General features: G+C 65.5%; 24 protein-coding genes and 1 pseudogene. 14 read left to right on the top strand and 11 right to left on the bottom strand.

Translation table 11 applies throughout. The features are described from left to right. Positions 1 to 51: 51 nt before the first annotated feature. The 3 genes from KI242_RS01140 (at position 52) to KI242_RS01130 (ending at position 1,582) form a co-directional block, all read left to right on the top strand. Positions 52 to 723, top strand: coding sequence for a hypothetical protein (locus KI242_RS01140; RefSeq protein ID WP_047335383.1), 672 nt, complete (start codon positions 52 to 54; stop codon positions 721 to 723). A gap of 95 nt (positions 724 to 818) precedes the next feature. Next, positions 819 to 1,256, top strand: coding sequence for an SMI1/KNR4 family protein (locus KI242_RS01135; RefSeq protein WP_212805844.1), 438 nt, complete (start codon positions 819 to 821; stop codon positions 1,254 to 1,256). Continuing rightward, complete coding sequence (locus KI242_RS01130; RefSeq protein WP_186355307.1) at positions 1,253 to 1,582, top strand: hypothetical protein; 330 nt, start codon at positions 1,253 to 1,255, stop codon at positions 1,580 to 1,582. Before KI242_RS01135 ends, KI242_RS01130 begins: the two co-directional genes overlap by 4 nt. A 64-nt stretch (positions 1,583 to 1,646) precedes the next feature. On the opposite strand, the gene KI242_RS01125 is transcribed toward KI242_RS01130, so the two are convergent. Both KI242_RS01125 and KI242_RS01120 read right to left on the bottom strand, forming a co-directional pair. Further along, positions 1,647 to 2,984, bottom strand: a complete 1,338-nt coding sequence (locus KI242_RS01125) for an aryl-sulfate sulfotransferase (RefSeq protein WP_212805843.1) — start codon at positions 2,982 to 2,984, stop codon at positions 1,647 to 1,649. Between the two features lie 66 nt (positions 2,985 to 3,050). Continuing rightward, complete coding sequence (locus KI242_RS01120; protein WP_212805842.1) at positions 3,051 to 5,423, bottom strand: TonB-dependent receptor; 2,373 nt, start codon at positions 5,421 to 5,423, stop codon at positions 3,051 to 3,053. 154 nt (positions 5,424 to 5,577) lie between these two features. Between KI242_RS01120 and KI242_RS01115 the strand changes: the two genes are divergently transcribed. Both KI242_RS01115 and KI242_RS01110 read left to right on the top strand, forming a co-directional pair. Continuing rightward, a complete protein-coding gene (locus tag KI242_RS01115; protein ID WP_047283431.1) occupies positions 5,578 to 6,522 on the top strand; it encodes a LysR family transcriptional regulator in 945 nt (314 codons plus the stop codon). 233 nt (positions 6,523 to 6,755) lie between these two features. Next, on the top strand, positions 6,756 to 8,372 hold the full coding sequence (locus KI242_RS01110) for an alkaline phosphatase family protein (RefSeq protein WP_015633721.1): 1,617 nt from the start codon (positions 6,756 to 6,758) through the stop codon (positions 8,370 to 8,372). Between the two features lie 158 nt (positions 8,373 to 8,530). Here the strand turns inward: KI242_RS01110 and KI242_RS01105 are convergent, their stop codons facing one another. Then, positions 8,531 to 9,436, bottom strand: coding sequence for a TauD/TfdA family dioxygenase (locus KI242_RS01105; protein ID WP_015633720.1), 906 nt, complete (start codon positions 9,434 to 9,436; stop codon positions 8,531 to 8,533). 168 nt (positions 9,437 to 9,604) lie between these two features. Here KI242_RS01105 and KI242_RS31635 point away from each other — a divergent pair. Both KI242_RS31635 and KI242_RS31630 read left to right on the top strand, forming a co-directional pair. Continuing rightward, positions 9,605 to 10,147 (top strand): annotated as a pseudogene (locus KI242_RS31635) (LysR family transcriptional regulator); the annotation flags it as partial. Further along, positions 10,045 to 10,539, top strand: coding sequence for a LysR substrate-binding domain-containing protein (locus tag KI242_RS31630; protein WP_348532656.1), 495 nt, complete (start codon positions 10,045 to 10,047; stop codon positions 10,537 to 10,539). The pseudogene KI242_RS31635 and the gene KI242_RS31630, both read left to right, overlap by 103 nt. Positions 10,540 to 10,699: 160 nt before the next feature. Here KI242_RS31630 and KI242_RS01095 read toward each other — a convergent pair whose 3' ends face one another. Further along, complete coding sequence (locus KI242_RS01095; protein ID WP_041115133.1) at positions 10,700 to 11,722, bottom strand: ABC transporter substrate-binding protein; 1,023 nt, start codon at positions 11,720 to 11,722, stop codon at positions 10,700 to 10,702. Positions 11,723 to 12,090: 368 nt separating this feature from the next. Here KI242_RS01095 and KI242_RS01090 point away from each other — a divergent pair, with 368 nt between their 5' ends. Genes KI242_RS01090 through KI242_RS01080 form a run of 3 tightly spaced genes read left to right on the top strand, consistent with a single transcriptional unit; the run spans position 12,091 to position 16,123 of the window. Further along, a complete protein-coding gene (locus tag KI242_RS01090) occupies positions 12,091 to 13,686 on the top strand; it encodes an ABC transporter permease subunit (RefSeq protein WP_212805841.1) in 1,596 nt (531 codons plus the stop codon). Further along, the gene (locus tag KI242_RS01085; protein WP_011058586.1) at positions 13,683 to 14,498 is read left to right on the top strand and encodes an ABC transporter ATP-binding protein; all 816 of its coding nucleotides are present in this window, start codon (positions 13,683 to 13,685) and stop codon (positions 14,496 to 14,498) included. Before KI242_RS01090 ends, KI242_RS01085 begins: the two co-directional genes overlap by 4 nt. A gap of 14 nt (positions 14,499 to 14,512) precedes the next feature. Continuing rightward, positions 14,513 to 16,123 carry an arylsulfatase gene (locus KI242_RS01080; protein WP_212805840.1) on the top strand — a complete coding sequence of 537 codons (1,611 nt, stop codon included), beginning with the start codon at positions 14,513 to 14,515 and terminating at the stop codon, positions 16,121 to 16,123. Between the two features lie 41 nt (positions 16,124 to 16,164). Here KI242_RS01080 and KI242_RS01075 read toward each other — a convergent pair whose 3' ends face one another. Then, positions 16,165 to 17,238: a fatty acid desaturase gene (locus tag KI242_RS01075; RefSeq protein WP_041751903.1), complete on the bottom strand. Its 1,074-nt coding sequence runs from the start codon at positions 17,236 to 17,238 to the stop codon at positions 16,165 to 16,167. A gap of 99 nt (positions 17,239 to 17,337) precedes the next feature. Between KI242_RS01075 and KI242_RS01070 the strand changes: the two genes are divergently transcribed. After that, positions 17,338 to 18,342: an AraC family transcriptional regulator gene (locus KI242_RS01070; protein WP_011058582.1), complete on the top strand. Its 1,005-nt coding sequence runs from the start codon at positions 17,338 to 17,340 to the stop codon at positions 18,340 to 18,342. 116 nt (positions 18,343 to 18,458) lie between these two features. Here KI242_RS01070 and KI242_RS01065 read toward each other — a convergent pair whose 3' ends face one another. Together KI242_RS01065 and KI242_RS01060 are read right to left on the bottom strand one after the other, a co-directional pair. After that, entirely contained in the window at positions 18,459 to 19,847 is a 1,389-nt protein-coding gene (locus KI242_RS01065; protein WP_015633713.1) for a heavy metal sensor histidine kinase, read from the bottom strand. Continuing rightward, positions 19,834 to 20,514 carry a heavy metal response regulator transcription factor gene (locus tag KI242_RS01060; RefSeq protein ID WP_011058580.1) on the bottom strand — a complete coding sequence of 227 codons (681 nt, stop codon included), beginning with the start codon at positions 20,512 to 20,514 and terminating at the stop codon, positions 19,834 to 19,836. Before KI242_RS01060 ends, KI242_RS01065 begins: the two co-directional genes overlap by 14 nt. A gap of 136 nt (positions 20,515 to 20,650) precedes the next feature. Here KI242_RS01060 and KI242_RS01055 point away from each other — a divergent pair, with 136 nt between their 5' ends. Continuing rightward, positions 20,651 to 21,139, top strand: coding sequence for a heme-binding protein (locus KI242_RS01055; protein ID WP_015633712.1), 489 nt, complete (start codon positions 20,651 to 20,653; stop codon positions 21,137 to 21,139). Between the two features lie 99 nt (positions 21,140 to 21,238). Beyond that, positions 21,239 to 21,649, top strand: a complete 411-nt coding sequence (gene uraH, locus KI242_RS01050) for a hydroxyisourate hydrolase (protein ID WP_011058578.1) — start codon at positions 21,239 to 21,241, stop codon at positions 21,647 to 21,649. A 177-nt stretch (positions 21,650 to 21,826) separates the two neighbouring features. Here uraH and KI242_RS01045 read toward each other — a convergent pair whose 3' ends face one another. Then, entirely contained in the window at positions 21,827 to 22,513 is a 687-nt protein-coding gene (locus tag KI242_RS01045; RefSeq protein ID WP_011058577.1) for a Crp/Fnr family transcriptional regulator, read from the bottom strand. A gap of 102 nt (positions 22,514 to 22,615) precedes the next feature. Between KI242_RS01045 and KI242_RS01040 the strand changes: the two genes are divergently transcribed. After that, positions 22,616 to 23,140, top strand: a complete 525-nt coding sequence (locus KI242_RS01040; protein WP_011058576.1) for an Mpo1-like protein — start codon at positions 22,616 to 22,618, stop codon at positions 23,138 to 23,140. A gap of 141 nt (positions 23,141 to 23,281) precedes the next feature. Here the strand turns inward: KI242_RS01040 and KI242_RS01035 are convergent, their stop codons facing one another. From KI242_RS01035 to cysT, 3 genes are read right to left on the bottom strand one after another with little or no spacing between them, the layout of a single operon-like run. Then, positions 23,282 to 24,271, bottom strand: coding sequence for a sulfate ABC transporter ATP-binding protein (locus tag KI242_RS01035; protein WP_015633709.1), 990 nt, complete (start codon positions 24,269 to 24,271; stop codon positions 23,282 to 23,284). 3 nt (positions 24,272 to 24,274) lie between these two features. Further along, entirely contained in the window at positions 24,275 to 25,147 is an 873-nt protein-coding gene (cysW, locus tag KI242_RS01030) for a sulfate ABC transporter permease subunit CysW (protein ID WP_011058574.1), read from the bottom strand. A gap of 12 nt (positions 25,148 to 25,159) precedes the next feature. Then, positions 25,160 to 25,978: a sulfate ABC transporter permease subunit CysT gene (gene cysT / locus KI242_RS01025; RefSeq protein ID WP_011058573.1), complete on the bottom strand. Its 819-nt coding sequence runs from the start codon at positions 25,976 to 25,978 to the stop codon at positions 25,160 to 25,162. Between the last annotated feature and the right edge of the window lie 114 nt (positions 25,979 to 26,092).

Here is a 26,092-nt window from a genome sequence, read left to right as displayed (position 1 = left end):
GTCCCGATCGTTAAAGCCTTACCACTCCTCACGTTGCACATTGGCTTATTCATGACTCGCTACCTGCTCTGCCCGCTGCTTTTGCTCGCCTGTCTTTTGACCGGCTGCGCCAACAAACTCGAAGTGGCGATTGCCGCCACTCCGGCCCCGGACTACTACTTCGACCCTCAGGCCCCGGTGCTGGTAAGCATCAACGGAGCCAACGATGCCCACGGCCTCAACGCCAGCTACTACCTGCGCGACATGGTCGCCGCCCTGCATGGCATGGGTTTCAAGCAGGTCTACACCGATACGTCGCTGCCCAAGAACCATCCGCCGTTCCGAATGAACTTCACCCTCGACGTGGGCAGCGAAAAGGTCAGCTACCGCTACACCGCCACCGACTACGGCCAGGTGCCCAGCAGCACCAAGACGGTGTGCAAGCAGAGCACCCATAAAGACAAGAACCTGGTGTGCAACAGCACCCCGACCACCACCTGGGGCCCGGTGGGTTCCTCGGAGCGCACCGGCTACACCACCCTCAGTACCTTCAACATCAAGGCCAAGGACGAGCAGAGCAGGCGCACGGTATTCCTGCTGCGGGCCTCGTCCTATAACGAGGACTGCCAGGACGCCAAGGTCGAGGATTTCCTGGTGCAGGAAAGCCTGGACAACCTGGACTTCCGCAACCGGGTGCAGCGCAAATACACCGTCACCCTGCCCGAAGGCCATAGCTGCAAATAAGCGCCTACCCCGCACCGGGCGACACGCCTACAATCGCCCCTCGACGCCCGCCCGATCCTCCATCGGGCGGGCGCGGTCCCTCAACGACAAGGCGCATGTCGAGCATGACCCTGGATTGGAATGCCTGGGAAATAGAACCCGGATCTATCGTGGACGAACAGCTGATCGCCCAGGTGCAGCATCGCCTCGGCGTCGAGTTTCCGTCGCTGTACCTGGAGCTGGTGCAGTACGCCGAGGCCGCCACGCCGGGGATCGGCGGCTTCGCCTATGACGGCGGCTACACCTGCATCAGCGAGTTCTTCGAATTCGGCCTGAGCAGCCAGCCCTGGACCCTGCTCTGGTACGCCAGCCCTGGCCGTGTGCCGGGGCTCGCCGCAGGCTGCCTGCCGATTGCCCGGGATGCCGGCGGCCTGCTGATCTGCCTGGACTTCAACAGCTCGGCCGTGGCGGTGGAAATCTTCGATCCCGAGAGCGCCAGCCGTTACCCGGTGGCCGCCGATTTCAAGGCCTTTGTCGAGCTGTGGCAGCCATGAAGTGGATAGTCGTGCCCACCAGCAAAGACGCCCAGCAACGCCTGGACCTGGACCAGTGCCTGCCGGGCGACCTGGAAGAACTGGCCCTGTCCCCGGAGCAGTGGGCAACCCTGTCCCGCAGCGACCTGCTGCCCAGCTTGAACCGTGCCCTGGGCACCCTGATCGATGACTACGAGGACGCCTCGATCCAGGGCCAGGCCGCCCTGGCCACGGCCCTGTCGATCCTGACCCGGGCCGCTACGGCGCAAGACAAACTGCTCCCCAAGCTGATCGCCTTGAATCGACTGGCCCTGGAACGCGACACCGGCCTGTTTTTCTACTTCTGAAGCCATCCCCAGGGCTGCTCCCGCACCTGATTTGTGGCGAGGCCGCCCGCCCCCGGGAACCTGCTCAAATCCCCGCCTGTTTGAGCCCCGAGCCCGGCACGCTCACTGCCGTTTCCGAACGTGGCGTGCCCTGGGGCACCCAGTCGTAACTCACCGGCAGAGCCCGGTACACCCAGTTGCTGATGGCCTCGCTGCCCGGTGCCTTGCCCAGATAGGGGCTGACGTATTCCCAGACGATTTCACCGCCGGCCGTCACCTGGAAGAAGCGCCCGTTCATGCCTTCATCGATCAGGGTATTGCCGTTGGGCAGGCGCCGCGCACTGCTGATGAACGAGCTGTAGAAAGCCCAGCCCGGCTGCCGGGAACTGGCGGCGCTGTACTGCCAGACGATCTGGTTCTTGATCGGGTCGATCTCCAGCACCCGGGAGCCGGCGATCAGCCCCAGGGGCACCGAGGGGTAACCGGCGGTGCCCTGGTTGTCGAACACCAGCAGATGCCCGGCCCCTGGCAAGCCGGCGGGAATGATGTGGGCGTCATGCTGGCCGACGAACTGGTCCACCGGGCGCGGCACCTTGGCGGCGGTCTTCGGGTTGATCGGCGACAGGTTCGGCCCCAGGTGCCAGACCACCTTGCCGCTGTGCTTGTCGAGGATGGCGATGAAGTTGGCGTTGCGCGAGTCGATCAGCAGGTTGTCCGGGGCGAAGCGTTTATCACCAGCGTCGAACCACTGGTTGGGGCCCACCACGCTGAGGTTGTTGATGTGCAGGTAGTCCGGGTTGTCGGTGCCGTACACCAGCTTCAGTTGCGCCGGGGTAAAGCCGAATTCCTTGAGGTGTTCGGAGGCCAGCCACTGCCATTTGACCTGGCCCTCGGGGCTGACTTCATAGATCGCGTCGTCGATCACCTGGGGCACCTTGAACCCCGCCACCTTGTGCACCTTGTTGGCCAGCACCAGGGTGTTGCCGTTGCTCAGCCGGCGCTGGTCATGATGCTGCTGGGCCGCACCGCCCGGGGCCTGGTCGCCCCACTGCCAGACCAGCTTGCCGTTCCAGTCCAGCTCGCCGACGCTCTGGTTGCCCAGGCCGTTGCCCGCCGAACCCAGGGGCCCGGGCTCCTTGTCCTTGAGCTGCAACAGCACCCGGCCACGCTCGCCGCCCACCAGTTGCGGGTCGATGATGGCCGAGGGGAAACCGGCCTGGGGCCAGTTCTTCACTTCGTTGCCGTTCATGTCGATCAGGTGGGTCTGCTTATCGGCACCACTGAAGATCACGTACTGGTTATAGGCCCTGGCCGGGTCGTAGCGAGTGACGCCGGTGGGGTAGACGCTGGGCGCGGCCTGCACCGCCGAGGCCAGCAGGGCGATGGACAGCAGCAGGGGCAAAGCGGTGGTGAGGCGCAACATGACAAGCACTCCTGTTCAAGTCGAAAGGCGCCGGAGAACCCGGCGCAAGGTGCGAAAAGCCGGGTATCAGAAATCGTAGCGACCGGTCACGCCCAAGGTCCGCGGGGTGCCCAGCAGGCCTTCGTAACCGCCGTTGCCGCCGGTCCAGAGGGTGGTGTAGTAGGTCTTGTCGAAGGCGTTCTTCAGCCACAGCGAAACGTCCCACTGGCCCTGCTCGTAGTTGCCGCGCAAGCCGGTGGAAAGGTTGACCACGGCGTAGCTGGGGATCTGCCCGTACTCGGAATCCTCCACGGTGCCCACCGCCTTGGAACGGAACGCATAGCTGGCGGTGACGTACTCTTCCAGGCCGTTGTCCAGGTTCCACTTGTATTCGCCGTTGGCGTTGCCGATCCATTTCGAGGCGCCCACTACCTGGTGGCCGCTGAGATCGCACGAGGCCGGGGCACCGGGGCGCAGGCTGACTTCCGGCGGGCACGGCGCATCCTTGTAGGAGAGGTAGCGCACGTCGTTGTAGGAACCGTTGAGGTTCAGGGTCAGGCCACGGATCGGCACCAGGGTGCTTTCCACTTCCACCCCGCGCGAGCGCACCGAACCGGCGTTGGTCAGGTACTGCACGCGGTTGGCGTCGTCGTAGGCGTTGGTCTGGTAGCCGTTGACCTGGGTCCAGAACAGGTTGGCGTTGAGTTGCAGGCGGCGGTCCCACAGGGTGCTCTTGAAACCCAGCTCGGCGTTGTTGGCGCGCTCGGTGCCGATCAGCAGCGAATCGGCCCCGGCGGTAGGCGCCGACCCCACCGTCAGGTTGACCCCACCGGACTTCTCGCCGTGGGACAGGGTGGCGTAGCCCAGCAGGTCGTCGGTGATGCGGTAGCTGAGGTTGAGCAGGCCCGAGGGGCTGGTGCTGTACTGATTGAGGTCGCCGGAGTCATAGGCTCCGGTGCGCCCGCGCCGCGCGTTGGCGGCGGCGCCGGCCACCGCCACGCCGCCCACCGGGGCGTTGCGGGTCACCCAGGCGCTTTTCTCCTCGTAGGTGCCGCGCAGGCCGGCGGTGAAATCCAGGCGCTCGGTGAGGTGCCAGGTGCCCTGGGCAAACAGGGCGAAACTGTTGGTCTGGATATGCCCGTTGCCGATGCTGGTGACGTTGCTCAGGGCGCCGGCCGGGGTGCCATTCCAGATGTCCGCCTTGGGCCCGTAATAGGCGAAGGATTTGTTGTCCAGGTCGGAGCCGAAGTAGTAGGCGCCCAGCACGTAGTCGAAGAAGCCGCCGGTGGGCGAGGCCAGGCGAAATTCCTGGGACCACTGCTTGTCTTGCACCGAAACCCCGGCGTTGTAGCTGGCCGGAACGTTGAGGCCATCGTCGTTGCGCGGGGTGAAATTCCACCAGCGGTAGGAGCTGACCGAGGTCAGGGTGAAGTCGCTGGGCAGGGTCCAGTTGGCCTCAAGCGAAGTGCCGCCCTGGAACACCGTCACGTGCTGGTCGTTGTCCAGGTTGACCTTGCGGTGCGAACCATTGACCAGGGTCGCGCCGGCCGCCGCCGCGCGCGACTCGTAGACATTGGTGCCGTTGATGGTCGGCCCGGTGCTGTACAGCACTCGGGTGCCGGCGCTGGAATCCTCTTCGTTGTAGTCGCCGATCCAGCGCAGGTTGAAGCTCTCATTGGGCTTGTACAGCAACTGCCCGCGAAAGCCCTGGCGTGATCCGCCGTTGAGGTCATGGCCGTCGAATTCGTTCTTGATGTCGCCGTCGCTGCGGGTGCGATAGGCGGAAAAACGCCCCGCCAGCTCATCGGTCAGCGGCCCGGAAATCGTGCCCTTGGTCTGGAAGTATCCATCCTCGCCGAGGGAGGTTTCGATGCTGCGCTCCGGGGTGAAGCTCGGCGCCCGGGTGCTGATGTTGATCACCCCGGCGGTGGTGTTCTTGCCGAACAGGGTGCCCTGGGGGCCGCGCAGCACTTCCAGCTGCTCGATGTCCATCAGGTCGAACACCGCCATCCCCGGCCTTCCGAGGTAGACGTTGTCGATGTACAGCCCGACGCTGCCTTCCAGGCCGTCGCTGGCCGGGTTGTTGCCCAGGCCACGGATCGACACGCTGGACTGGCGCGCATGCATGTAGGCGACGTTGACGCTGGGCACCAGTTGCTGCAGATCCTGGATGCGGTACACCCGCTGGCTCTCCAGGGCCTGGCCGCTGACCACGCTCATGGGGGTGGGCACGCTCTGGGAGCTTTCCTCGCGTCGACGGGCAGTGACGGTCACCGTCTGCAACTGGCCATCATCGGCCTTGGCCTTGCTGGCACTGCTCTTGGCCGGGGTGGCTTGCGGCGCCGGGGCCTCTTCGGCCCAGGTCGGTGTCCAACTGGCACTGCCGGCCAGCAACAGCGCCAGGGGCAGGCGCTTGAGCCGCCGGGGCGAGAGGGGTGAAGCGAGGGACAACGGGCTCATGGGCGGCTCCTGGTCAGAAAATATACAGCCTTGTATATTCCTTAAAGTTATTTATTTATGTTTTTACAAAGATTTACTGCATAAGAGATTGCCTTTATAAGGAGTCGACCTAATGCATAGCCAATGCATTTCCCCGATATTTTTTATGTGAAAAATGCATATCGACCTGCGCCAGCTCCGCCACTTCATCGCCCTCGCCGAACAGCGCAGCTTTGTCGCGGCCGCAGCGGCGGTGAACCTCTCGCAATCGGCCTTCAGCCGCAGCATCCAGGCCCTGGAACACAGCGTCGGCTGCCAGCTGGTGGATCGCGGGCGCAAGGACCTGGCGCCGACCAAGCAGGGCCAGTTGCTGCTGGAGCACGCGCGCCGGCTGGTCAGCGGCGCCCAGCAGATGGCCAACGAGATCAGCCAGTTCAATGGGCTGGAAGCGGGAGAGTTGCGCTTCGGCTGTGGCCCGGCGCCAGCCGCCGGGCTGATCCCCCGGGCCATCGGCAGCTTTATCGGGCGTTACCCCAAGGCCCGGGTGCAGTTCCAGGTGGATGACTGGCAAAGCCTGAGCAAGCGCCTGCTCAGCGAAGAGTTCGAATTCTTCGTTGCCGACACCCGGCACTTCGAGGCCGATCCGGACTACCTGACCCAGCGCCTGCGCCCGCGCAAATGGCATTTCTGCTGCCGCGCCGGGCACCCCCTGGCCCAGCGCGAAAGTGTCAGCGCCAGCGAACTGATGAGCTACCCACTGGCGGTGACCATCCGCCCGCCCAACCTGCGCAAGGTCATTGTCGATCTGAGCGGCAAGCCGGACTTCACGCCCAATGTGGAATGCGAAAACAGCTACAGCCTGCTGGGGGTGGTCATGCGCTCGGACGCCATCGGCATCGTCGGTTCCTACAGCGACGCGTTGCACAACGCCAAGGGCGAGCTGGTGTGCCTGAAGATCGACGGCCTGGCCGACGACCTGGAAGAGCTCTACACCCGCTACGGCATCGTCAGCCGCGCCGGCTATCGCCTGTCGCCTTTGGCCGCGGCGATGATCGACGAGATCAAGCGCATCGACGAACAGGACGAAGAGGTATGCAACCTGGACAACCTCGCCGTGTGAACTGCCCCCACCCGTAGGAGCCGGCTTGCCGGCGAAGAGGCCCTTGAACCTTGCAGCGCGCTCGAGGGCGCCTTCGCTGGCAAGCCAGCTCCTACAAGACCCTGCCGTCCGCACACGACGTGGGGGGCCGGTCGGCATTGCATGAAACGCATCGAAACTATTCGGCAAATGCGCTTGCCGGAAGCCCCCGCCGGAGGCGAAAAACCTCGCCTGTCTTCCCCTCGGTGAACCCCATGTCCAATACCCATCCGCCCGTGCGCAACGTGCTCTACATCATGTGCGACCAGCTGCGCCGGGATTACCTCTCGTGCTACGGCCACCCGCACCTGCATACCCCGAACATCGACCGCCTGGCCGCCGCCGGGGTGCGCTTCAGCCGCGCCTACACCCAGGGCACCATCTGCGGCCCGTCGCGCATGTCGGCCTACACCGGGCGCTACGTCAGCAGCCACCAGGTGGCCTGGAACGCCGTGCCCCTGCCCCTTGAAGAACTGACCCTGGGGGACTACCTGCGACCCCACGGCATCCGCACCGCGCTGGTGGGCAAGACCCACGCCACGCCCAACCTCGACGCCCTGCAACGCCTGGCCATCGACCCCGGGAGTGCCCAGGCCGAGGTGCTCAACGAAGTCGGCTTCGAGCCCTATTTCCGCCATGACGGCATCTACCCCGACGACCCGGTATTCGACGACAAGCGCGAGTCGGCGCCCTACACACACTACCTGCGCGACCTCGGCTACCAAGGGCGCAACCCCTGGCACGACTGGGCCAACGCCGGGGCCGGCGAGCAGGGAGAAATCCGCAGCGGCTGGAAAATGCGCAACGCCCACCTGCCGGCCCGGGTCGCGCAAGAGCATTCGGAAACCGTCTACACCACCGACCGCGCCATCGACTTCATCAGCGAACAAGGCGAGCAGCCCTGGTGCCTGCACCTGTCCTACATCAAACCGCACTGGCCCTATATCGCGCCTGCCCCGTACCACGCCCTGTATGGCCCGGAGCAGGTGATCCCGGCGGTGCGCGCCGCGCCAGGGCAGCTCAGCGATCACCCGGTCTACGCCGCCTTCCGCCAGCATGAAGAAAGCCTGAATTTTTCCCGGGATGAGGTGCGCCTGAACGTGGTGCCCACCTACATGGGCCTGATCAAGCAGGTGGATGACCAGCTCGGCCGGCTGTTTGACTTCCTGCAGAGCAACGGCCGCTGGGACGACACCCTGATCGTCTTCACCAGCGACCACGGCGACTTCCTTGGCGACCACTACCTGGGGGAAAAGGAATTTCTGCTGGAACCGGCGGTGGGCGTGCCGTTGATCGTCCGCGACCCGCGCACGGCGGCAGACAGCAGCCGCGGCACCGTGGACGAACGCCTGGTGGAAACCATCGACGCCCTGCCGACCTTTCTCGAGGCCCTGGGCCTGCCGGGGGCCGAGCATCGCCTGGAAGGCCGCTCGCTGATCCCCCTGCTGCACGGCGCCGAACCGGCCTGGCGCCGCTACGCCATCAGCGAATACGACTACGCCTTCCAGGCCCCGGCGCGAGAGCGCCTGGGCCAGCCCATCGACCGCTGCCGCATGACCATGGTGCGCAGCGAGCGCTGGAAGTACCTGGCCTACGATGGCTTGCGCCCGCAGTTGTTCGACCTGCACAACGACCCCCAGGAGTTGCACGACCTGGGGACCGATCCGGCCTATGCCGCGGTGCGCGAAGAACACCTGGGATATGTGCTGGAATGGCTGCGCGGCCTGAAACGCCGTACCACCATCAGCCATCAAGAAATCGACCTGCGCGGCCAGCGTTTTCGCTACGGCGAGCCGGAAAGCGAAAAGCTGGTACAGATCGGCGTGTGGTAACCCCCACCCGTACCTGCACCTTCCCCCGTAGGAGCCGGCTTGCCGGCGAAGAGGCCCTTGGACCTTGCAGCGCTCTCGAGGGCGCCTTCGCTGGCAAGCCAGCTCCTACAGTGGGCAGGTTCATCGGGTAAATGCCCGTAGGGGCTTGAGGGGGCGGGTCAGAGGCCTTTGGTGGTCTGGCTGCGCTGGCCGTGGACGCCCACCGGGACGTCGCCCTTGAGGGTCACGCGGCGCACGATGCGGTCCTGGGTGCCGTAGTCGTCCACGGCATAGTGCTGGGTCGAGCGGTTGTCCCAGATCGCCACGTCCCCTGCGCTCCAGCGCCAGCGCACGGTGTTTTCCAGACGGGTGACGTGGCTTTGCAGCAAGCCGAACAGATGCGCCGAGTCCGCCTGGGAATAGCCCTTGATGCGCTTCACGAAGTGCCCCAGTACCAGGCTCTTTTCACCGCTCTCGGGGTGCACGCGAACGATCGGGTGCTCGGTCTCGAACACCGTGGAGGTGAACACCTTGCGGTAACGCTCCAGCTTCTCCGCCGAAACGTCCGGCTTGGCCCCGGCGTAGTCGTATTCATTGCTGTGCACCGCCCAGAGCTTGTCCGCCAGCTCCCGCAGTTCCGCCGACAGTTCGTTGTAGGCCGTGGCGGTGTTGGCCCAGACGGTGTCGCCACCGGAGGCCGGGGCCACCACCGAGCGCAGGATCGAGGCCTTGGGGTAGGCGTCGACGAAGGTCACGTCGGTGTGCCAGGAGTTGGCCCGCTGGCCCTCGGCACCGTCCAGTTCCAGCAGGTAGCGGGTGCCGTCGCGTACCGGCACGGTGGGGTGGGCCACCGGTTCGCCCAGCAGGTGCGAGAAGGCTTCCTGGCTCTGGTCGTCGAGGTGGGTCTGGCCACGGAAGAAAATCACCTTGTACTGCACCAGCGCTTGTTGGATCGCTTCCACGGTGGCGGCGTCGAGATCGCCGGACAGTTGCACGCCACGGATCTCGGCGCCGATACGGCCGGCCACCGGGTGAATATCAAGGGCATGAACAGCAGGTTGAACGGCTAAGGCGGCATTGCTCATCAGGTACACCCTCATCGGACTGCTTACAGTGGAACCGCCGCGAAACAACGCTCTATCTATATTCAATTTAGATCTAATAGATAACTACATGCTTCGTTGACGGAATAAGAGCTTGCATTTAAAACCTCATTCCTCACTCGTCGCAAATGCCTTCGAGCTATTTTTCGGATGCCGGGAAAGCATATGGATCTTCGCCAATTGCGTTACTTCATCGCCCTCAATGAACACCGCAGTTTTGTCCGCGCCGCCGACGCCATGGGTATCACGCAGCCGGCCTTCAGCCGCAGTATCCAGGGCCTGGAACAGGAGTTCGGCTGCGTGCTGGTGGACCGCGGCAACAAGGATCTGCGCCCCACCCCGGAAGGCCAGGTGGTGCTGCAGCACGCCTTGAGCCTGGTGCAGGGGGCGGCCTTGCTCAGCAGCGAAGTGACCCAGATGACCAAGCTCGACGCCGGCGAAGTGCGCTTCGGCTGCGGCCCGGCCCCGGCGGTGAAGTTGGTGCCCGATGCGGTGGCGCAATTCACCAGTGCCCACCCGAAGGTGCGCACCTGCTTTGCCGTGGATAACTGGGAAAAACTCAGCCGCAGCCTGAACCGCGAAGAGATCGAATTCTTTATTGCCGATATCCGCCATTTCGAAGCCGACCCGAACTACCAGACCCAGCCCCTGACGCCCAAGCGCGGGGTGTTCTTCTGCCGCCCCGGGCACCCGCTGCTGGCCAAGGAGAGCCTGTCCACCAACGACATGTTCGATTACCCCCTGGCCACCACCCTGATCCCCCGGGGATTCGCAAGCTGCTGGCCAACCTCAGCGGACGCATCGATTTTTCCCCGACCATCGAGACCGAGCACTTTCCGGCGCTGGTGAAGATCGTCCGCCAGTCCAATGCCATCGGCGTGGGCACCGCCGAGGCCTTTGCCGAAGACATCGCCCAGGGTTCGCTGGCGCTGCTGCACTGGCGCAACCTGCCGCAGAACATCGACAGCCTGAATGCCCGTTGCGGCATCGTCAGCCGCAGCGGTTTTCGCCTGTCGCCGGCGGCGCGCAAGATGATCGAAGTGCTGGTGGCGGTGGATCGGCAGGGGCACGCCATCGCCGTGTAGAACAGCTTCGCCGGCAAGCCGGCTCCTACAAGATCCCGCACGATATCCCCGTCGACCGTAGGAGCTGGCTTGCCAGCGAAGAGGCCCTCAAGACCGCCCTCGCCGACAAGCCGGCTCCAGGGTTACGCAAGAGCCGGCTTGCCGGCGAATGGTGCCGACCTCAAAGACCGGCAGCGGCCAACTGCGGGGCGACCCAGGCATCCACCTTGAACGGCTTGCGAATCAAGCGTTCCTTGGCCGCCAGGTCTACCGAATCCTGCAGTTTGCCGAGGAACACCGGGTCCAGGGTCGAGGGGAAGATCTCGCTCAGGCGCTGGTCCTTGAGGTCATCCTGCAAGATCACCGGCGGGTAGCTGGCCAGCCCCGAAACCAGCTGGATGTAGGCTTCCTTGTTGCTGTCCTGGGTCAGCCACTCTACGGCCTGCTGCTGGGCCTTGAGCAGTTTTGCCACGGCCTCGGGATGTTCGTCGACAAACTTGCCGGCGCCCACCAGCACGCTCTGCACGCTGCCGGCGCCGCCCAGGTCCTTGGTGCTCAGGGGCAGTTCGGCCAGGCCTTTGCTGCGCAGGGCCGAGAGCCCGGTGCTGCCCCAGGAGGCGTCGATCTGCTTGGCCGCCAATGCAGCCACCGCCGCGTTGAAGTCAAGGTTGACCACCTTCAGGTCCTTCTCGCTCAGGCCCCGGCTGGCCAGGGCCGCGTCGAACGACAGCTGGGTGGCGGTGCCACGGAACACCGCTACGCGCTTGCCCTTGAGGTCTTCCAGGGTCTTGATCCCCGAACCCGGCACCACCCCCAGATAGTGCTTGACCCCACGGGCCGAGGCGCTGAGCAGGCGGGTATCCAGGCCGTTGGACTTGCCGATGATGGCGGCCAGGTCCCCCAGGTACGCCAGGTCCACCTGGCCGTTGGCGAAGGCCTCGTTGATCACCGGGCCTGCGCCCTTGAAGAAATTCCACTGGATCTTGATGCCCTGGTCGGCGAAGGCCTTTTCGAAGATCTGTTGCTGGCGCAGCACATCCACCACCCCACCGCCGCTGTGCTGGGTGCCGGCACTGAGGTCGGGCACGGCAATGCGGATTTCCTTGAGTTCGTCGGCCTGGGCCAGCAGCGGCAGGCAGCCCAGGAGCCCCGCCAGGGCCGGGGCGGCGAACAGGCTGATGACGCGTTTGAAGGGAAGGTTCATGGGTGCGGCTCCTGGTGGCAAAGGCTGAGAGGAGCAAAAGGTAGGCACGGAATCGTTCAACATTTAAATACTATAAATTCACATTTTAATAACCATATCGAATAAATCAGCTGCCACGGGCGTCCCCGGGGATATGCATGAAATGCATGAAAAATATTCTTCAAATGCATTGGATGCGTGTCGGCGAGAAGCCTTAAATGGCCTTTCTTATCTCTTAATAGAATCGATAAGAATTTTAATAGATCACAAATGCATAAAACGTAGAAACCGCCTTGCCAGCGAAGAGGCCCTCAAACGCTGATTCGCCGACAAGCCAGCCCCTACGGCATCGACCCACGCCATGCAGTACCCGACGACGGAGGTCATCCATGGCCCGTGTTTCCCTGCTCAGCCTGCCCCTGGCGGCGCCGTCCGACGGACGCCCGGGCTGGCCCCTGATCAACCAGCGGCTGCTGCCCTGGCTGTTGCCCATCAGCCTGTTCGCCCTGTGGTGGCTGGCCAGCCGCAATCAATGGATGAGCGAACAGATCCTGCCGGCCCCGGCCCTGGTCTGGAGCAGTGCCCTGGAGCTGGCCCATGGCGAGCTGTGGAGCCATCTGGCGATCAGCCTGCAACGGCTGTTCTGGGGCCTGCTGGCGGGTATCGCCGCCGGCGCCCTGCTGGGGGGTGCCCTGGGCTTCAGCCGACGCCTGGAGCGCCTGGTGTTTCCCACCTTCGGCGCCCTGTCGCAGATCCCCACCCTGGCCTGGATCCCGTTGTTCATGGTGTTTTTCGGCATCGGCGAAGTGCTCAAGCTGGTGGTGCTGATCAAGGCGGTGGTGGTGCCCGTGACCCTGCACACCCTGGTGGGCGTGCGCGATGCCCAGCCCCGGCTGCGGGAAGCCGCCGCGGTGCTGCGCCTGCCGCCGGCGCTGCTGGTGCGCCGCCTGGTGCTGCCCGCTGCGCTGCCGGCCTTCATGGCCGGGGTGCGCCTGGCGCTGGCCACCGGCTGGACCTCGCTGCTGGCAGTGGAACTGCTGGCCTCCAGCGAAGGCATCGGCTACCTGATGGTCTGGGCACGCCAGCTGTTCATGCTGGACATCGTCTTCGTGTGCATCCTGGTGATCGGCCTGCTGGGGGTGTGCATGGACCGCGGCATCGGCTGGCTCGACCGCCGGCTGGTGCACTGGCCGCACCCGGCCACCGCCGAATTCCGTCGCGGCCCGCGCTACCAGGGCTGGCAGCGCCTGCAACCCTGGCTGCTGCCCCTGGCGCTGCTGGCCCTGTGGCAAGTGGCGAGCGACCAGCAGTGGGTCGACCCGAACATCCTGCCCAGCCCCCTGGCGGTACTCGCCACCACCGGCAACGGCCTGCTCGATGGCAGCCTGCTGGGGGGCATGGGCCTGAGCCTGGGCCGCACCCTCGGCGGCCTGCTGCTGGGCGGCGGCCTGGGCTTTGCCTTTGGCCTGCTGCTGGGCCTGTCGCGGTTCAGTGAACGCCTGCTGGGCCCGACCCTGGCCGCCATCCGCCAGATCGCCATCTTCGCCTGGGTGCCGCTGCTCACCGCCTGGTTCGGCCTGGGGGAACTGGCCAAGTGGGTGTTCGTCGCCCTGGCCGCATTCTTCCCGCTGTTCATCGCCACCCAGCGCAGCGTCGCCCAGCTCTCGCCGCAACTGGCGGAAGCCGCCCAGGTACTGCGCCTGAACCTCTGGCAACGGCTGCGCCGGCTGGTGCTGCCCGGCGCCGCGCCGGGGATTTTCGCCGGCCTGCGCATCAGCCTGATCTACGCCTGGCTGGGCACCATCGGCGCGGAATACTTCATGCCGTCCAACGGCGGCATCGGCAGCCAGATGATCAGCGCCCAGCAACTGCTGCGCATGGACCTGATCATGGCCGGCATGCTCCTGGTGGGCCTTACCGGGGCCCTGCTCAACCTGATCGGGCAACAACTCGAACTTCGCGCCACCCGCTGGAGACACGCATGAACGCACCCCTGGTCAGTTTCACTCACGTGGGCAAGACCTTCGCCGTCGCCGGTGGCGAGGTGGAGGCGATCCGCGAATTCAACCTGGACATCGCCGAAGGCGAGTTCGTCGCCATCGTCGGTTCCAGCGGTTGCGGCAAGTCCACCCTGCTGCGCCTGCTGATCGGCCTGGACACCGAGTTTCGTGGCCAGATCCGGGTCGACGGCAAGGCCGTCAGCGGCATCGGCGGCGAGCGCGGCATCGTGTTCCAGGAACACCGCCTGTTCCCCTGGCTGACGGTGGCCGAGAACATCGGCCTGGGCCTGGTCAACGAGCCCCTGAGCGCCGCCGAGCGCCAGCAGCGGGTCGGCGAATTCATCGAACTGGTGGGCCTCAAGGATTTCACCCGGGCCTATCCCCATCAGCTCTCCGGCGGCATGGCGCAACGGGTGGCCATTGCCCGTGGGCTGGTGGCCAGCCCGCGGATCCTGCTGCTGGACGAACCCTTCGGCGCCCTCGACGCCCTGACCCGCCAACAGATGCAGGACGAACTGCTGGCGATCCGCGAGCGGGCCAAGATCACCACGGTGCTGGTGACCCACGATGTCGAGGAAGCGATCTTCCTCGCCGACCGGGTGGTGGTCATGGAACCGCGCCCGGGGCGGATCAAGCGCGTGGTCGAGGTGGCCCTGCCCCACCCGCGCCAGCGCAGCAGTTTCGACTTCCACCAACTGCGTGAGGAGCTGCTTCACGAACTGACCCGCGACGAGCTCTACCAGGCGCCTTCGCCGGTACAGATCCGCGACCTGCCCCTGACCTTCATTGCTTGCTGAACAGGAGTGACTCGATGCCGCAACGTCCCAACTTCCTGGTGATCCTGGCCGACGACCTGGGCTTCTCCGACCTCGGCGCCTTCGGCGGTGAGATCGCCACGCCGAACCTCGACGCCCTGGCCGCAGGTGGCCTGCGCCTGACCGATTTCCATACCGCCCCCACCTGCTCGCCGACCCGCTCCATGCTGCTCACCGGCACCGACCACCACATTGCCGGGGTCGGCACCATGGCCGAAGCCCTGACCCCCGAACTGATCGGCAAGCCGGGCTACGAGGGTTACCTCAACGACCGCGTGGTGGCCCTGCCGGAACTGCTGCGCGAGGCCGGCTACCAGACCCTGATGAGCGGCAAATGGCACCTGGGGCTGACTGCCGAACGCGCGCCCCATGCCCGGGGCTTCGAGCGCTCGTTCTCGCTGTTGCCGGGGGCGGCCAACCACTACGGCTTCGAGCCGACCTACGACGAGCACCCCCCCGGGCTGCTCAAATCCACGCCGGCGCTGTACATCGAGGACGACCGCTTCATCGATGAACTGCCAGCGGATTTCTATTCCTCCGATGCCTTCGGCGACAAGCTCTTGCAGTACCTGAAAGAGCGCGACCAGAGCCGGCCGTTCTTCGCCTACCTGCCGTTCTCGGCGCCCCATTGGCCGCTGCAGGCTCCGGAGGAAATCGTCGCCAAGTACCGGGGCCGCTATGACGCCGGCCCCGAAGTGCTGCGCCGCGAACGCCTGGAAAAACTCCAGGCCCTGGGCCTGGTGGACCCGCAGGTCGAGCCCCATCCGCTGATCAACCTGAACGCCGAATGGAACGCCCTCAGCGAAGAACAGCGCCAGGTGTCGGCACGGGCCATGGAGGTGTATGCGGCGATGGTCGAGCGCATGGACTGGAACATCGGCCGGGTGGTGGACTACCTGCGCCAGCAGGGCCAGCTGGACAACACCCTGATCCTGTTCATGTCCGACAACGGTGCCGAGGGCGCGCTGCTGGAAGCCTTCCCCAAGTTCGGCCCGGAGCTTTTGACCTACCTCAACCGCAACTACGACAACCGCCTGGAGAACATCGGCCGGGCCAACTCCTACGTCTGGTACGGCCCGGCCTGGGCCCAGGCGGCCACTGCGCCATCGCGGCTGTTCAAGGCCTTCACCACCCAGGGCGGAATTCGCGTGCCGGCGCTGCTGCACTACCCGCAACTGCCGCTCAAGGGGCAGATCAGCCACGGCTTCGGCACGGTGATGGACATTACTCCGACCCTGCTCGACCTGGCCGGCGTGCGCCACCCGGGCAAGCGCTGGCGCGGGCGCGATGTGGCGCCGCTGCGGGGCAAGTCCTGGCTGGGCTTTCTCTCCGGCGAAACCGCCCGGGTGCATGACGAACAAACGGTAACCGGCTGGGAGCTGTTCGGCCGCCGGGCAATTCGCCAGGGCCAGTGGAAGGCGGTGTACATCCCCGGCCCCGTGGGCCCGGCGACGTGGCAGCTGTACGACCTGGGCCAGGACCCGGGGGAGATTCACGACCTGGCCCACAGCCAGCCGGAAAAACTGCGCACCCTGCTGGAAGAATGGCAGCGCTACGTGGATGAAACCGGAGTGATCCTCAGCGAATCACCGTTCCAGCCGGATTGAGCTTGTAGGAGCTGGCTATCGGACCGTGTAAAAGCCGGCTCCTACGCTCGCACAGCCTCCCCCGCATCCCCCTGCGCCTGTTCCACAGGATGAAAACGGTTGGCCCGGGCAAAGGTGCCGAAATCGTTGAAGCGCACGCCCATCTCGGCCATCACTTTATGCGCCACCGATGCCGTCATCTGGCGGATGTAGAACGGCTCCCTGACCACGAAATGGTGGATGCCGTGGGTGCTGCCGAAGTTGCAGCAGAAGGCCTGTAGCGGCCACATCCACCAGGGGTTGAGCACCTGGGTCTGCTGGATCACGTTGCCCGGTTCGATATCGCCGTAGTAGTGCATGTTGGAGCTGACGAAGTGCAGGCAGAAGGTGCGCAGCACGTTGGGGCCGATGATCACCACCACGGCGATATCGACGTAGTGCATCAGCGACACGGTGTCTTGCGACCACTGGATCGGGCTGCCCAACAGGGCGGCCACGCCGTTGGCCCCATGAAAGCCCAGGAACACATACCAGGCGCCCCAATGCAGCAATGCCAGCGGCGCGTACACCGCCAGGGTACGAACGAGGATGCCCAGCTTGCGCCTGGCCCCCGGCGCCCGCAGCAGGCGGATGAAGGCCGCCATCATGTTGTCCCCCACCATCAGCAGGCGGGCGATGCCCCAGGGCTCGCCGTTGGTGATGGCGCGCTCCTCGATGTCGCTCTCGCTGCCGGACACCTTGTGATGATTCAGGTGCAGGTGGCGGCGCACCCAGGGGTTGATGGTGCTCGGCCGCGCCAGCCACACCAGCCCCAGCATCAGGTTGTGGGGCAGGCGCTGCTTGCGAAAGTACATGCTGTGGATCAGGTCGTGCTCCAGCTCGTGGGTCAGGGAGGCGAAAAAGGCATTGAGCAGCAGGCACGCCCACCAGGCCAGGTGACCCGTGACATAGAGCAGCGCTGACCCCAGCATCCCCGACAGAGCGAACGCAAGGATCCCCGCGCCCAGCGCGTCCTGGTGCCGCAGCAAAGGAAAACGCTGGCGCAGTTCATCACCCCGGGCCAGGACCACCTGGCGTATATGCGCCGCCCGCTGCTGTGCGTTCATCCGTTCGGGGCTTGCAGAAATACCCTGCATGATTCCATCCTCTGGTCAGTGATGTGTGCATCCTGCCCCGAGCCCCGGCTCCGGGCGCTAGCCGTAAACGCCAACCTGTTGACCGGACGCGCCAATCGCATGACCGAAGCCACCTCCCTTGCCAGCTGGACCCGCGCCTTGCGCAAGCAACTGGACGCTCTGGACCTCGACAGCGCCGCACTGTGCCGCGAAGCCGGGCTCGACCCGCAATTGATGGACGACCCCAACGCCCGCTACCCGCTGTCGGCCACCACCCGCCTGTGGCATCTCGCCGTGCAGGCCAGCGGCGACCCGGCCATCGGCCTGCGGGTGTCGCGCTTTGTCAGCCCCACCACCTTCCACGCCCTGGGCTACGCCCTGGTGGCCAGCGGCAGCCTGCGGGAAGTGTTCGAGCGCATCGTGCGTTATCACCAGGTGGTCAGCGACGCCCTGGAACTGGCCCTGACCCGGGAAGCGGACCGCTACCGGTTCTTCCTCAAGGTGCCCGAAGGCGCGCCGCAACCGGCCTTCGAAGCCATCGACGCCTTTGCCGCGATCTACGTGCGCACCTGCCGCAACCGCCTGGGCCGTGACTACGCGCCGCTGGCCGTGCAATTGCGGCGCCCGGCCCCGGCGGACCCGAGCCAGTGGCACAAGGTATTCCGCTGCCCGGTGCAGTTCGCCGCTGTGGACGACTGCCTGGAGTTCGGCCTGCACGATTTCGACAGCCATCTGGACGACGCCAACCCGGAGCTGGCCGAGCACAACGAAGCGGTGCTCAAGCGCACCCTCCTGCAACTGCGGCCCCTGACCTGGGAGCGCAAGGTACGCGGGGTGATCGAAGCCCAATTGCCCGAAGGCGAACCTTCGGCCGAGCGAGTGGCCCAGGCCCTGCACCTGAGCCTGCGCAGCCTGCAACGGCACCTGGCGGATGAAGGCACGCGCTTTGACACCCTGCTCAACGAATGCCGGGAAAACCTCGCCCTGCTGCACCTGCGGGACCTGGAATGCTCCCTGAGCGAGATCAGCTACCTGCTGGGCTTTGCCGATGCCAGCAGTTTCAGCCGGGCATTCAAGCGCTGGACCGGGATGACCCCGGGGCAATTTCGCGACGGCCTGCGCTAAGCCCCAGCAGCCTTGTAGCCGCTGCTGAGCCTGCGAAGCTGCGAACGACCGCAACACGGGCGCAAATACTGCAGGCCGCTGAAGGCCTGGCGGCCTTGTCGCAGCCTCGGCAGTGGCTACAGGAGGGGGAAGCCCAGTTCGAATACCGTGGCCTGCTCATCGCTCGTGACCCGCACCTGGCCGCCATGCAGCAGCATGATCGAGTGCACGATGGCCAGCCCCAGGCCCCCGGAGTCCCCCGGCTCGGCTCGGGACGGGTCGACCCGGTAGAAACGGTCGAACAGCCGGGGCAGGTGCTCGGGGGCGATCGCCGGGCCCTGGTTGTGCACCTGCAACCAGCACCAGCCCGCTTCGTCGTGGCGCCGCAGGCGGATCAGCGACCCTGCATCGGCATGACGCACGGCATTGGCCAGAAGGTTGCCCAGGGCCCGTTGCAGCAATTGCTGGTCAGCCCGCAGCTCGCCGGAAAAACCGTTCTCCAGGCGCAACTGGCGGTCGTCGGCCAGGGCTTCGAAGTAGTCGCACAGTTGCGCCCCGACACCGGCCAGTGACAGTACCTGCAGGTCCAGCACCGCATCGGCCTGCTCGGCCCGGGCCAGGAACAGCAGGTTCTCGGCCATGCGCCCCAGGCGCTCGAACTCTTCCATGTTGGAGGCCAGCACTTCCTGGTACTCCGCCGCACTGCGCGGCTGGTTCAAGGCCAGGCCATTGCTGCCCAGGAGGTTGTGCAACGGCGTGCGGATCTCGTGGGCCAGGTCGGCGGAAAATTGCGACAGACGCTCAAAGCTCTCTTCCAGGCGCGCCAGCATGGCGTTCAGGGCCTGCACCGGCTCGTGGAATTCCGCCGGGATGCCGTTGGTGTGCAGGCGCCGGTCGAGGCTGCGCAGGTCGATCTGGCGGGCCGCTTCGCTGAGCTGGCGCAAGGGCTGCAAGCCCCGGCGCAACAGCAGCAGGCCCAGGGCGAAGGCCAGCAAGGCCCCCAGCCCCACCGCCAGGTACAGGCGCAGGCGGTAACTGGCGAGCATCTGCTCGCGCTCGCTGAGAACCTTGCCGGCCACCACGGTCAGGGCTTCGCCCTTGGGCCCCCGGGCCTGGCCCGCCAGCAGCGCCACCGGCACATCGTCCGGCCCCGGCCAGAGGCGGACATCGGTGCGTTGCGGCGCCTGTTGCAGCGCAATGGGGTCGAGCGCGGGCAGGGGCTGCCGGCGCGGGTTGATGTCGATCACCGTCGAGCCATCGGCCCGCAGCACCAGCAGCAGGCTTTCCTGGTTGCCCAGCATGTTCTGGTACAGCCGGGGCCGGGCTTGCAGGGCATCCAGGCTGTCGCTGTCCTGCAGCAGGGCCCGCACCTGTTCCAGGCGGCCGAGCAGGGCCAGGTCGTCGCGGTAGGCGATTTCCCCGGCCAGGGAACGGTAGAGGAACACCCCGATCACGCTGAGCACCAGGGCGCAGACCGCGGCAAAGGCCAGGGCCAGCCGCCAGGCAATGGAACTAGAGCGCTTCATCCGGGGCTTCCAGCTGGTAGCCGACGCCACGCACGGTGTGGATCAGCTTGGGCATGTAGGGGTCGTCGACCTTGGCCCGCAACCTTCGTACCGCCACTTCCACCATGTTGGTGTCGCTGTCGAAATTCAGGTTCCACACCTGGGAGGCGATGAGGGTCCGCGACAGCACTTCGCCCTGGCGGCTGGCCAACAGGTGCAGCAGGGCGAACTCCTTGTTGGTCAGGGCGATGCGCTGGCCGCCACGGCTGACGCGACGGCGCAGCACGTCGATCTCCAGGTCGGCGATGCTGAAGGACTCGGCCTCACGCAGCGGTCCGCGGCGCAGCAGGGTGCGCACCCGGGCCAGTAGCTCGGCAAAGGCGAAGGGCTTGAGCAGGTAGTCGTCGGCGCCCAGTTCCAGGCCGCGGACCCGGTCCTCGATAGCGTCGCGGGCGGTGAGGAACAGCACCGGGGTGGCACCGCGCTGGCGCACCAGTTGCAGCAACTGCCAGCCGTTGAGGCCGGGGAGCATGACGTCGAGGATGATCAGGTCGTACTCCTGCTGCTCGATGAAATAGCGCCCGTCCAGGCCGTTCAGGGCCACGTCCACGGCAAAGCCGGACTCTCCCAGGCCCTTGGCAAGGAAATGGGCGGTCTTGGCTTCGTCTTCAACTACCAGCAAACGCATGGCGCACCTCGGAAATGATCGGCACAGGCTAGGCGCCCGGCGCGCGCTTGCCCATTACAAACTTGTAATCAAGACGACGGAGTTCTGACGGAGTGCGCTGGCTAAGGTGGCCACCGGTCTTTATGGAGCTCGTTCGATGATCTGCAAACCTCTTGTCCTGGGCCTCGGCCTGAGCCTCGCCGGCACGGCCCTGGCGGCGCTCGAACTGCCGCGCCATGCCGAACTGGACCTGGCCGCCGCCCGCCAGTTGGCCGATGCCAGCCTGGCCCAGTGCACCGCGGCGGTATCGGTGCTGGACCGTGGCGGCAACCTGCTGGTGGCGATGCGCGGCGATGGGGTGGGCCCGCACAACGGCCCGGCCAGCCAGCGCAAGGCCTACACCGCGCTGTCGACCAAGACTTCGAGCCGGCTGTTCGCCGAACGGGCGCGCAACAACCCCGAGGCGGCCAATCTCAATACCTTGCCGGAGCTGTTGTTGCTCGGTGGCGGCCTTGCGTTGTTTGCCGGCAAGCAGTTGGTGGGGGCCATCGGGATTGCCGGGGCCGGTGGCGCAGCGCAGGACGAGGCGTGTGCGCTCCAGGCCGCGCAGCGGGTGGGGTTGGCTACCGAGGCCGGGCGTGAGTGATCGTGAAAGCCTGCGCCCGCGTTGCGGTCGTTCGCAGCCTCGCGGGCTCGGCAGCGGCTACAGGTTGTGTTGTTTGTTCAATCGAGGAAGGAGTGGGGCATGAATGTTTTGCGTAATAGTCTGGCGGCCATCGGCCTGTGTGGTTTGTCGAGCCTGGCCCTGGCGGCAGGCAATCCGTTGAGCGTGCACGTGCTGAACCTGGAGAACGGCCTGCCATCGCCGGGGGTCAAGGTGACCCTGGAGCAGCAGGTGGGCCAGGACTGGAAGCCCTTGTCCGAAGGGGTGACCAATGAGCAGGGGCGGATTGCCGAGCTGTTTCCGGCGGGCCGGGCGCTGACGGCCGGCGAGTATCGGGTGGTGTTCAAGACCGGCGAGTACTTCAGGCAAGCCAAGCGCGAGACCTTCTTTCCGGAGATCCCGGTGATCTTCGAGGTCAGGCAGACCGAGCAGCATTACCACATTCCGTTGTTGCTCAGCCCTTATGGGTTCTCGACCTATCGTGGCTCGTAGGAACCGGCTGCCGGCGAAGGCGATCTCGCGGGCCTCTTCGCTGGCAAGCCAGCTCCTACGGGAGGCAGGAACAACGCGGGGGTTTCTGTAGGAGCCGGCTTGCCGGCGAAGGCAATCTCGCGGGCCTCTTCGCTGGCAAGCCAGCTCCTACGGGAGGCAGGGACATCGCGGGGGCTTCTATGGCGAGGTCAGGGCGCGCAGGCGCTCGGTGTCGAGGATTTCGATCTCGCCATAGCTCAGGCGCAGGATGCCCTGGTGCTGCAGCTCCTTGAGGATCTGGTTGGTGGTCTGGCGCGACAGCGAGAGCATCAGCGCCAGTTGTTCCTGGGGCAGTTGCAGCACGCGGCGGGCCTGGGCCACTTCACCGTAGCCGGCGGCCATCGCCAGCAGGCGGCTGGCCACCCGCGCCGGGGCCGGCATCAGGCTCAACTGCTCCAGGTTGATAAAGGCCAGGCGCAGTTTATGGCTCATCAGCAGGGCGAACTGGCGCCAGTATTGCGGCTGCTGCTCCAGTAGTTGCAGCAGGTTCGCCTGCGGCACCTGGAGCAGGGTGCAGGCGCCCTCGGCGTAGGCATCGTGGGTACGGGGCTGGCCGTCGAACAGGCAGATCTCGCCGAACCAGTGGGGCGCTTCCATCAGGCTCAGCAAGGCCTCCTTGCCCTGCTCGCTGACCGCGCCCACCCGCACCGTGCCCTCCAGCACCGCGTACAGCCCGCAGGGCGGATCGCCGCGCCGGAACAGGCACTGCCCCGCCGTCAGCCGGCGCAGGCGCGCACTGTCGAGCAAACTATTCTGTAAGGAAGCCGGCAGGTGGCTGAACCACTGGCCGGTCATCAGGCATTCACGCCACTGGTGCAGGTCCATGAACAGGTCTTTCCCTCAGGGCATCGCAATGATTGTCGCCTAGCTGACAGAGCCGAGCACCGCCGCCGGGCATGATCGAGCCACCCTAACGGAGGAACAACAATGAAAAGCCTCGTTGATCATCTCAGTCAATACGCCGCCTACCATCGCGATCCGCGCAATATCGCCAGCCACTTTATCGGCATTCCGATGATCGTGGTGGCGGTGGCCGTGCTGTTGTCGCGTCCCGCCTGGAGCATGGCCGGGCTGTCGTGGTCGCCGGCGTTGCTGCTGGCCCTGGCCGCGTCAGTGTTCTACCTGCGCCTGGAAGTGCGCCTGGGGGTGCTGATGACGGTGCTGATGGCGCTATCGGTGTGGGCCGGCCAGGTGCTGGCGGCGCAAAGTACCGGGCTCTGGCTGAGCAGCGGCCTGGGCCTGTTCGTGATCGGTTGGGTGATCCAGTTCATCGGCCATTACTACGAGGGCCGCAAGCCGGCCTTCGTCGATGATCTGTCGGGTTTGATCGTCGGTCCGCTGTTCGTGGTGGCCGAACTGGCGTTCCTGCTGGGGCTGCGCCACGACTTGAAACAGGCCATCGAGCAGCGCTCGGGCCCGGTGGCCCTGCGGCACAAGAAAGCCATGATCTGAAGCCCGGGAACGCTTCGGGAATATTGGGCCGGCCCCCGCAGGAGCCGGCTTGCCGGCGAAGAGGCCTTCGAGCCAGGTGCAAACCTGAAGGACGCTTTCGCTGGCAAGCCAGCTCCTACAGCGAGCGTGATGTCGGCGGGGTCAGAGGCTGGCGTGTTTCTGCCAGACCTTGGGCTTGAAGAACAGGGTTTCGCCACGGGCCAGGCCGATCAGGCTGTCGTGGTCCTTCACCACTTCGGCTTCGATCAGTTCGCTCTGCCCTTCCACCTTCAGGGTCACCCGGGTGGTGGCCCCCAGCGGACGGATATCCCGCACTTCGGCGGCGTGGTGGTCCTCCAGTTCGGAACGCGACAGCGACACTTCGTGAGGCCGGAACAACACGTGGTTGTCCTCCCCCAGGTGCAGGCGGTTGGAGTCGCCGAGGAAGTGGTAGACGAAGTCGCTGGCCGGGTTCTCATAGACGTCCCCCGGGGAGCCGATCTGTTCGATCACGCCCTTGTTCATCACCACGATGCGGTCGGCCACTTCCATGGCTTCTTCCTGGTCGTGGGTAACGAATACCGAAGTCAGGTTGATGTCTTCGTGCAGCCGCGCCAGCCAGCGCCGCAGCTCCTTGCGCACCTTGGCGTCGAGGGCGCCGAAGGGTTCGTCCAGCAGCAGCACCTTGGGCTCCACCGCCAGGGCGCGGGCCAGGGCGATACGCTGGCGCTGGCCGCCGGAGAGCTGTTCCGGGTAACGGTCGGAGAGCCAGTCCAGCTGCACCATGTTCAGCAGCTCGTGGACCTTCTCGGCGATCTTGCTCTCGCTGGGGCGCTGGTTCTTCGGCTTCATGCGCAGGCCGAAGGCAACGTTGTCGAACACGCTCATGTGGCGGAACAGGGCGTAGTGCTGGAACACGAAACCGACGTTGCGATCACGCACGTCGTGGCCCGAGACATCCTCGCCGTGGAACACGATGCTGCCTTGGTCCGGGGTTTCCAGCCCGGCGATGATCCGCAGCAGGGTGGTCTTGCCGCAGCCGGACGGGCCCAGCAGGGCCACCAGCTCGCCGCTCTGGATGTCCAGGTTGATGCTGTTCAGGGCCTTGAAGGCGTTGAAGTTCTTGCTGACGTTACGGACTTCGATCGACATGACTTATTCCTCCGCGGCGCTGGCGCGCAGGCGGTTGATTCGGGATTCGCTCCACTGCTTGAGCAGCAGGATGAACAACGCAAGGATCAGCAACAGGCTGGCGACGGCAAAGGCGGCGACGTGGTTGTACTCGTTGTAGAGGATTTCCACGTGCAGCGGCAGGGTGTTGGTGACCCCGCGAATATGCCCGGAAACCACCGACACCGCGCCGAACTCACCCATGGCCCGGGCGGTACACAGCACCACGCCGTAGATCAGGCCCCATTTGATGTTGGGCACGGTGACGTGCCAGAACATCTGCCAGCCATTGGCCCCCAGCAACCTGGCGGCCTCCTCTTCCTGGGTGCCCTGCTCCTGCATCAGCGGGATCAGTTCCCGGGCAACGAAGGGCACGGTGACGAAGATGGTGGCCAGGACAATGCCCGGCAAGGCGAAGACGATCTGGATGTCGTGGTCCGAAAGCCACGGGCCGAACAGGCCCTGGGCGCCGAACATCAGCACATAGACCAGGCCGGCGATCACTGGCGACACCGAGAACGGCAGGTCGATCAGGGTCACCAGGATGCTCTTGCCGCGGAACGAGTACTTGCTCACGCACCAGGCCGCGCTGACCCCGAACACCAGGTTCAGGGGCACCGAGATCAGCACCGCGATCACCGTGAGTTTCAGCGCCGACAGGGCGTCGGGCTCGAAGATCGCATCGAAGAACGCCCCCAGGCCGAGCTTCAGGCCCTGGGACACCACGATGAACAGCGGCAGCAGCAGGAACAGGGCGAAGATCAGCCAGCCGAGGCCGATCAGCAGGCGCCGCGAGGTGGCGCTGCCACGGCGGGCGGCGTTGGCGGAGGACGCGGCGGAAATGGACGATTGGGACATGGTCGCGCCTCCTTAAGGTCGTTCGATGCGCCGCTGCAGCAGGTTGATCAGCAGCAGCAGAATGAAGGAAACCACCAGCATCAGCACGCCGATGGAAGTGGCGCCGGTGTAATCGTACTGGTCGAGCTTGACCATGATCAGCAGGGGCAGGATCTCGGTCTTCATCGGCATGTTGCCGGCGATGAAGATCACCGAACCGTACTCGCCCACGCCGCGGGCAAAGGCCAGGGCAAAACCGGTGAGCCAGGCCGGCAGCAGGGCCGGTACCAGGATATGGCGGAACACCTGCCACGGCTTGGCACCCAGGCAGGCGGCGGCTTCTTCCACTTCACGGGGGATGTCCGCCAGCACCGGCTGCACCGTGCGCACCACGAATGGCAGGGTGACGAAGGTCAGTGCCAGGGTGATGCCCAGGGGGGTGTAGGCGATCTTGAAACCCAGGTCGGTGGCGAACTGCCCCACCAGGCCGGTGGGCGCGTAGAGCGCAGTCAGGGCAATGCCCGCCACGGCGGTGGGCAGGGCGAATGGCAGGTCGATCATGGCATCGATGATCTTGCGCCCGGGGAAGCTGTAGCGCACCAGGACCCAGGCCAGCAGGGTGCCGATGACGCCGTTGATGATGGCCGCATACAACGCGGTACCGAAGCTCAGCTTGAGCGCGGCGAGCACCCGTGGCGCCGAAATGATCGCCCAGAACTGTTCCCAGGTAAGTTGCGCGGCATGCACGAACATCGCCGCCAGGGGGATGAGCACAATCAGGCTGAGGTACACCAAGGTGTAGCCCAGCGTCAGCCCGAAGCCGGGTATGACGGGGGAGATACGACGCGACATAAGAGTCCTTGGTTAACGGAACGGATACGCAAAACCCGCAACTCAATGCGGGCTCTGCCTGGTAGGAGCCGGCTTGCCGGCGAAAGGGCCCGCAAGTCGTGCATTGCCCTCAGG

It is taken from the genome of Pseudomonas sp. Eqa60, assembly GCF_018326405.1.
Lineage (GTDB): Bacteria > Pseudomonadota > Gammaproteobacteria > Pseudomonadales > Pseudomonadaceae > Aquipseudomonas > Aquipseudomonas protegens.
This window is presented reverse-complemented; position numbering and strand designations above follow the sequence as displayed.